Consider the following 7,153-nt stretch of genomic DNA (forward strand, 5'->3'; position numbering starts at 1 on the left):
ACATGTCGAGTCATTTTCCAAGACGTCGAGTCGATTCAGAACATGAGGAGTCGTTTCGCAATTTATGCCATTTCCTGAGATACGGAGTTGACCATATAGACTTTTACGTCGCAGTTTACGGTTATTGTGCAGAGCAAGATAATCTTTTAGTGGGCAGTTTCTATATGATTTGCACATATTTCTTCTAAATCAGTAATAAAGCGTTTAGCTTCTTCCCATGTTTTAACAGAAGCACCCGCTGCTAGCGGATGTCCTCCACCATTAAATTTAGCCGCCAAGTCATTTATAACAGGCCCTTTTGAGCGAACTCTTACTCGAATTACATCGTCTTCTTCAATGAAGAAAACCCATGCTTTGATATTTTCAATATCTCCAAGTGTACCGACTAATTTCCCGGTATCAATAGGTTCAACTTTGTGCTTATCCAATATTTCCTTTGTTAACTTTATCGAGCTCATACCATTTGGAGACAAAGTAAAGTTTTGTAACACATATCCTCTTAATCTGGCAATATTATCTCCAACGCTATATAAACCATTATAAAGTTTGGTACGGTCAAATGGATACTCAATTAATTCTGCTGCATAGCGAAATGTTTTATCACTCGTACTTGGGAATAAAAATCGACCGGTATCTCCAACAATCCCACCATAAATTAGCCTAGCTATTTGACCATTAAACTGAAGCTCTTTCTTTTCTTCAAACTTAAAAAAATCATAAATCATTTCTGAAGTAGAACTAGCAGAAGTGTCTACCCACATAATATCTCCATACGGATCATTATTTGGATGATGATCAATTTTTATAATTTCTTTTCCTAATTTATATCGCTCATCACTGATTCTACCAGTATTTGCAGTGTCACAAATGATGACTAGAGCATCATTATATATTTCGTCATTAACATTATCCATCCGTGCAAAAAAGTGAAGTGCGGGATCTTCTTCGCCAACTGCATATACTTTTTTTGTAGGAAATGAGAGTCTTATTATTTCTTTTAATCCACATTGTGAACCAAGTGCATCCGCATCTGGACGGACATGTCGGTGGATTATAATTGTTTCATATTCTTTAATTTTATCCAAAATAAGTTGTTTTACCATTTTGTCTACTCCAATCTACAACAAACAATTTTTCTAGATTATTGACGTAAAAATAGATATAATAGAGTTTAGTAATAAAAGCCTACAAACAGGAGACGACAATATGTTTATTTTTGCAATGCTGATCATGATTTCTATCGTATTATATATTTATTATAAAGTAGCAATATTAAAAACAAAAGATAAACTATCACAAAAATATATAAATGCGAAATCTAGAATATTTTTGGGCACTTTTGTAATTTTCTTTGGAATTAATCAATACATTGCTTATCAAACGAAACTGATTCTGTTTATTAGTATTGTATTTTTGTTCCTTGGGGTAATTCAAGCAATTGATGGGTTTAAAGAGGCAAAACATTATCGTAATGAATGGAAACGTCTAAACCCAGAAAGCTAATTACTTGTAGATAAAAATTCGTTGAAACGGCTCCTTCTATAATAGTGCCAATTTCAACGTTTTTTATTTACAAGCTGTTTAAATAGTGAAGGTTACCGATCCATTAATTGCGCCATCAACATTCCTTTACATACAAGCTTGCGTCCATTAAAAATTTCGACATTTATTTTGGCGTATAAACGACCGGCATCGAGTAATTCCGGTTTAATCGTTAAGTTGCTATCCATTTGAACAGGTTCAATGAAATAAACATTTAAACTTTCTACAGCCATATTTCCTTTTTTCAAATGCCGAAGTAGACGAGCACTCGCCTCAGTAACTAATGTCGTTAACACTCCATTTGAAAGTGTTCCTAGCTGGTTTGTCATTTGTGGGGTAACTGTCGTTTCGAAAACAACCGGATCCGCTTCAGTTGAATCAAGTCCACGAGAAATTATATCATGAATTGTTTCACCAACTTGTGGCTGACGTTGCACCTCATTTAATGCTTTTAACACATCTTGTCTGGAAACAAGTCCTTCCAGTTCATTTGATTGATCAACAATTGGAACCACTTCAATTCCTTCCCAAACCATTAAGTGGGCAACATATGCAAGAGACGTTTTTGCTTGGACAACAAATGGATTTTTCGTCATCACTTTTTCGATTAATGTGTCCCCATTTACGCCTACAACATCTTTGGAAGTAACCATACCGATAACCTTTCTAGTGTCATCAATAACTGGAAAGCGAGTATGATTTGTTAATTCATTTAATTTGTACCAGTCATCAACTGTATCGCTATTATATAAGTTATGCACTTGGTCATATGGAGTATAAATATCATTTACGAACACAATTTCTTTTTTAATCATTTGGTCATAAATAGCTCTGTTAATCATTTCTGCGACTGTAAACGTGTCATAACTTGTCGACATGATTGGTAAATTCTTTTCATCAGCAAGCTTTTTAATATGCTCTTTTGTATCAAAACCACCAGTAATTAAAACCGCTGCGCCTGCTTTTATAGCAAGTTCATGCGCTTTAACCCGGTTCCCGACAATTAAAAGTGAATCCGCTTCTGTATACCGCATCATCGCTTCAAGTTGCATTGCACCAATAACAAATTTATTTAATGTTTTATGGAGACCTCCACGACCTCCAAGTACTTGTCCATCAACAACATTGATAACTTCCGCAAAAGTTAAATGTTTAAAATGCTCTTTTTCTTTTCGTTCAATTCGGATTGTTCCTACACGTTCTATCGTACTAACTAAACCCTGATTTTCCGCTTCCTTAATTGCTCGATAAGCGGTTCCATCACTTACATTTAAATCTTTCGCAATTTGGCGTACTGATATTTTATGTCCAACATCTAATGACGTAATATGACGTATAATTTGCTCGTGTTTAGTTGCCAATTTCTTCACCTAGCTTTCAACTGTACTAGTCTGTAACTATTAAGCCTATTATACAGTTGTTTCACTAGAAGCTCAATATTTATTATTTAAAACACTCTAAACGGCATTATAATACTGTTTTTTAATAAATCGTAGAGTTAATAATTCCTTTCATGCTGTTGTACTTTTTCTTGTTGATGACTTACTTTTTGTTCCATCACAGGTGGGTGAGAAATATTTAATAGTGTCGCAAGATTTCCGCCTATCACGAGAATTAAAAAAGTTAGCCAAGCTCCCCAAAATAGTTTTTCAATTGGCGCTACCGCTTCTGGAATATATGGCCAAGCGAAATATAATAAGAATACAGCAAATAACAAACGTAAGATTGAGTAGTTTTTCAAAAGAAGTCCTCCTAACTCTATCGTTTATACTACTATATGCGTTAATAAGAATAAGAGAACTTATTTAATCTTCTTAGTCACTTCCCGTAGAGGCGTTGTAGTAATCGATGGACCTTGAGCGGCCATTTTTAACCCCTTTCCCATGATTAAAAGGCTCCATTTATACACACTTTATAGTCGATACATCCTTTTAATTTGTTTAGTAAACCCAAAAACAGCCTTTACAAATACATCACGTATTTTAAGTAAAGGCCGGTTGTACAACTAGCTCCATGCGACTTTAGTGCCCACTTATACAATCGTACTTCAACGCTTTCCTTTTAATAAATATTAACTTTTCTTTTATAGTGGTTTAGATCTAATAAAATAGTACAAAAACCGATTAAAATGTCAACATCGTTATATTAATGCGACTAAATGTTCATAGTAATGACAAATAAAATGTCAAAATTTGTTCACCATAAAAATAACTGACTAATGCACCAACTACGATATAAGGACCAAATGGAATTGGTTGCTTTTTTTTCACTTTATTTACGATCATTAATATCCCACCAATAATCGCTCCTAGGAAAGCAGCGATAAAAAAAGCAAGTAACACTTTTTTCCATCCGAGCACCATACCAATTACACCAAATAGCTTCATATCACCAGCTCCCATACCACCCTGACTAACGATAATAATGAGTGCAATTAAGCCAAAGCCAGCTACCGGTCCAATAATGGCATCATACCAAGGTATCAATGGCGATATAATCCGGATCAAAATAAAAAATGGTAGAAAAAACAATAGTACTTTATTAGGTATTAGCATATAAGAAATGTCAGAAACAAAAATAATCATCAGCATACTAATAAACAGTAATGCTGTTATAAGTTCAAGTTGAAATCCAATTTGAGCATAACTAAATGCAAATAACAGACCTGTTAACATTTCAATTATCGGATAAATAGACGAAATTTTAGCTGAACAATTCCTACATTTTCCACGTTGAATGATATAAGAAAAAATTGGAATAAGCTCGTACCATTTTAATTGCTGCTTACATACAGGACAAAATGAACGATCATTATGAAAGGGTAACTTTTCAGGTAAACGAAGACCTACTACATTAAAAAATGATCCAAATATAATGCCAAACAAAAAGAGCATAATAATCCAAAATATATCCATTTTTTAAGCTCCTTAAACGAGAAAATATCTATTAATCTTAATTATAGTGGGAAAACTAGTTAATTTTAGGTAGTTTATGGTAAGGGAAATTTCGGTGAGAAAAAATGAAGAGATTATTACAAGCCTTATAAAAGAGCATTGCTACCTGAGAACAATGCTCTTTTGTTAAAATTACAACTCTAATGATTCACCAACTTTTAGTGCAACCCCTCTTCCGGGTTTTACTTTTTCGGCGAATGCCTGTCCATCTTGTTTAATTACAGGGAAAGTATTGTAATGAACAGGTACAACGATATCGGCGTTAATCCATTCTGAAGCAATTAAGGCATCTTCTGGTCCCATTGTAAAATTATCTCCAATTGGAACGAAGGCTAGATCAATATTATTCATATCACCGATAAGTTTCAAATCAGAGAAGAGCGCAGTATCACCTAGGTGGTAAACGGTTTTGCCATTAATAGTAAGTAACAATCCACCAGGCATACCAGTATAAATAAATGTTCCATCTTCTTCTTCATATGATGAGCTGTGGAATGCTTGCGTGTATTTTACCCGTCCAAATTCAAAGTCATATGCTCCACCGATGTTCATGCCGTGTGCGTTATATCCTTTTTGCCCCAGATAAACCGCTAATTCATTCAAGGCAACAATAAATGCGCCGGTGCGGTCAGCAATTTTCATTGTATCTCCGACATGATCACCATGTCCATGAGTTAAAATAATAACATCTGCTTCTACAGTATCTGGGTCGAGATCACATAGTTCATTTCCGGTAATAAAAGGGTCAATTAAAATTTTGTGAGAATCTGTTTCTACACGAACACAAGAATGTCCATGGTACGATACTTTCATCCATATCTCTCCTCGCATAATTTTATTGCATTCTATTCTATCACAGAAATAATAAATTCTAAATCTTTCCAGAGAAAAAAGTATAGTTTCTATTTAAGATAAATCATTATTTTTTGAACATTTTATCTGTTTAGAGAGTGCCGCGTAGCTCTTCTCTCCCTTATCCACTGAGAACAGAGGCGCGGGAGAACGCTGCGCAGATCTTCTTTCCCTTTTCCTCCGAGATCAAAGGCGCGGAAGGACGCTCGAACGGATACAGAAAGGTTTTCGATTCAAATCGTACAGAGTGTCACCAAAAATGTCATTATTATTTAATCATTTTCAATGCTTCTACATAATTATAACCAAGTGCCTCCGCAACCCCTTGATTTGTCACTTCCCCACCAATAATGTTTACTCCTTTTAAGAGAGCTTCGTTTTCCTTGATTGCCTTCTCAAAGCCTTTGTTCGCAATTTGGAGTGCATAAGGGACAGTAGCATTTGTAAGACCTGTCGTTGAAGTTTGAGGAACTGCTCCAGGCATATTTGGTACCGTATAATGAACGACGCCGTGTTTTACAAAAGTAGGCTCATCATGTGTTGTTGTACGATCACTTGTTGCAAAATTTCCACCTTGGTCAATCGCAACATCAACGATGACTGATCCATCTTCCATAGATTGAACCATTTCTTCCGTTACAAGTACCGGTGCCTTTGCTCCAGGGATGAGCACAGACCCAATAGCTAAATCCGTATTAGCAATCGCATTTGCAATATCTAACGAATTTGACATTAACGCATTTACAGAGTTACCGAAATAATTATTCAACTCCCTTAATCTCACGGGATTCAAGTCAAAAATCGCTACATTCGCACCAAGTCCTACCGCCATTTTTGCAGCATTCGTTCCGACTACACCGCCACCGATAATTGTCACGTTTCCGCGTTTTACACCAGAAATCCCAGCAAGTAATATTCCTTTACCACCTTTTGTCTTTTCCAAATATTGTGCACCTATTTGTGTAGACATGTAACCTGCTACTTCACTCATTGGTGTAAGTAATGGTAATGTACGATCCGGTAATTGAACTGTTTCATAAGCAATCCCGATAACTTTTTTATCAACTAACACTTGCGTTAACTCCGGATGTGATGCCAAATGTAAATATGTAAAGATATATTGCCCTTCATATAAATATTCATATTCTTCTTCAAGCGGCTCTTTTACTTTCATAACCATCTCTTGATTCCAGGCTTCTTTGGCTGTTTCTACAATTGTTGCACCTGCTTCTACATACTCAGCATCTGAAAAACTTGCTCCTTCACCCGCACCAGTTTGAACATAAACTTCGTGACCCGCATCTGTTAATGTGAGAACTCCAGCAGGATTCAGAGCAACTCTATTTTCATTATTCAATATTTCCTTGGGGATTCCAATTTTCATCTGTCTAACACACCTCTTCAACAATATTTAAAAAATTTGAACCATTTACATTTTATCAAAGTTAAATGTAAAATGCATTATCTTTTTCATCTTACTTAATAGTTATTAACTTAAATAAACTGTAACCCAAAATTGAACAATGTATCAAATATAAATGACAAAATTATTACAAGCAAAAATAATGTGATGATTGTTACACTTATTCATTTATGTGATCACCTATACTAAAAAGTAAGTAATGGAAAGAGGTGATTAGTGTGAAAACAAAATCAGTGAAACACTTCTATGTAAAATATTTCTAAGGGCACACCAAATAAGCCACAAAAAATGCATTTTTTTTTGGTGGTTATCTGATGATTGTAATCGCTGAATCCCATCAGTGCGCTGAATATTTTTGTAATTCGCTGAATAATTGAATATC

Annotated in this window: 7 protein-coding genes; 1 reads left to right on the forward strand and 6 read right to left on the reverse strand. The window is 35.0% G+C overall.

The window, feature by feature from the left end; all coding sequences use genetic code 11:
* Window positions 1-146 precede the first annotated feature (146 nt).
* Window positions 147-1,103, reverse strand: coding sequence for a DHH family phosphoesterase (locus SPD89_RS22090; protein WP_336264097.1), 957 nt, complete (start codon window positions 1,101-1,103; stop codon window positions 147-149).
* Window positions 1,104-1,206: 103 nt separating this feature from the next.
* Here SPD89_RS22090 and SPD89_RS22095 point away from each other — a divergent pair, with 103 nt between their 5' ends.
* The gene (locus SPD89_RS22095; RefSeq protein WP_336264098.1) at window positions 1,207-1,503 is read left to right on the forward strand and encodes a YtpI family protein; all 297 of its coding nucleotides are present in this window, start codon (window positions 1,207-1,209) and stop codon (window positions 1,501-1,503) included.
* 92 nt (window positions 1,504-1,595) lie between these two features.
* Here SPD89_RS22095 and SPD89_RS22100 read toward each other — a convergent pair whose 3' ends face one another.
* The 5 genes from SPD89_RS22100 to ald all read right to left on the reverse strand — a co-directional run bounded on the left by SPD89_RS22100 (window position 1,596) and on the right by ald (window position 6,732).
* Window positions 1,596-2,903, reverse strand: coding sequence for a DRTGG domain-containing protein (locus SPD89_RS22100; RefSeq protein WP_336264099.1), 1,308 nt, complete (start codon window positions 2,901-2,903; stop codon window positions 1,596-1,598).
* Window positions 2,904-3,040: 137 nt separating this feature from the next.
* Window positions 3,041-3,283 (reverse strand): hypothetical protein, encoded by a 243-nt coding sequence (locus tag SPD89_RS22105; RefSeq protein ID WP_336264101.1) that lies wholly within the window; start codon window positions 3,281-3,283, stop codon window positions 3,041-3,043.
* 421 nt (window positions 3,284-3,704) lie between these two features.
* Window positions 3,705-4,457 carry a prepilin peptidase gene (locus tag SPD89_RS22110; RefSeq protein ID WP_336264102.1) on the reverse strand — a complete coding sequence of 251 codons (753 nt, stop codon included), beginning with the start codon at window positions 4,455-4,457 and terminating at the stop codon, window positions 3,705-3,707.
* A 171-nt stretch (window positions 4,458-4,628) separates the two neighbouring features.
* Window positions 4,629-5,309, reverse strand: coding sequence for a metal-dependent hydrolase (locus tag SPD89_RS22115; protein ID WP_336264103.1), 681 nt, complete (start codon window positions 5,307-5,309; stop codon window positions 4,629-4,631).
* Window positions 5,310-5,616: 307 nt separating this feature from the next.
* Window positions 5,617-6,732 (reverse strand): alanine dehydrogenase, encoded by a 1,116-nt coding sequence (gene ald, locus SPD89_RS22120; protein WP_336264104.1) that lies wholly within the window; start codon window positions 6,730-6,732, stop codon window positions 5,617-5,619.
* Window positions 6,733-7,153 lie beyond the last annotated feature (421 nt).

It is taken from the genome of Pseudogracilibacillus sp. SO30301A, from assembly GCF_037072025.1.
Lineage (GTDB): Bacteria > Bacillota > Bacilli > Bacillales > Amphibacillaceae > Pseudogracilibacillus.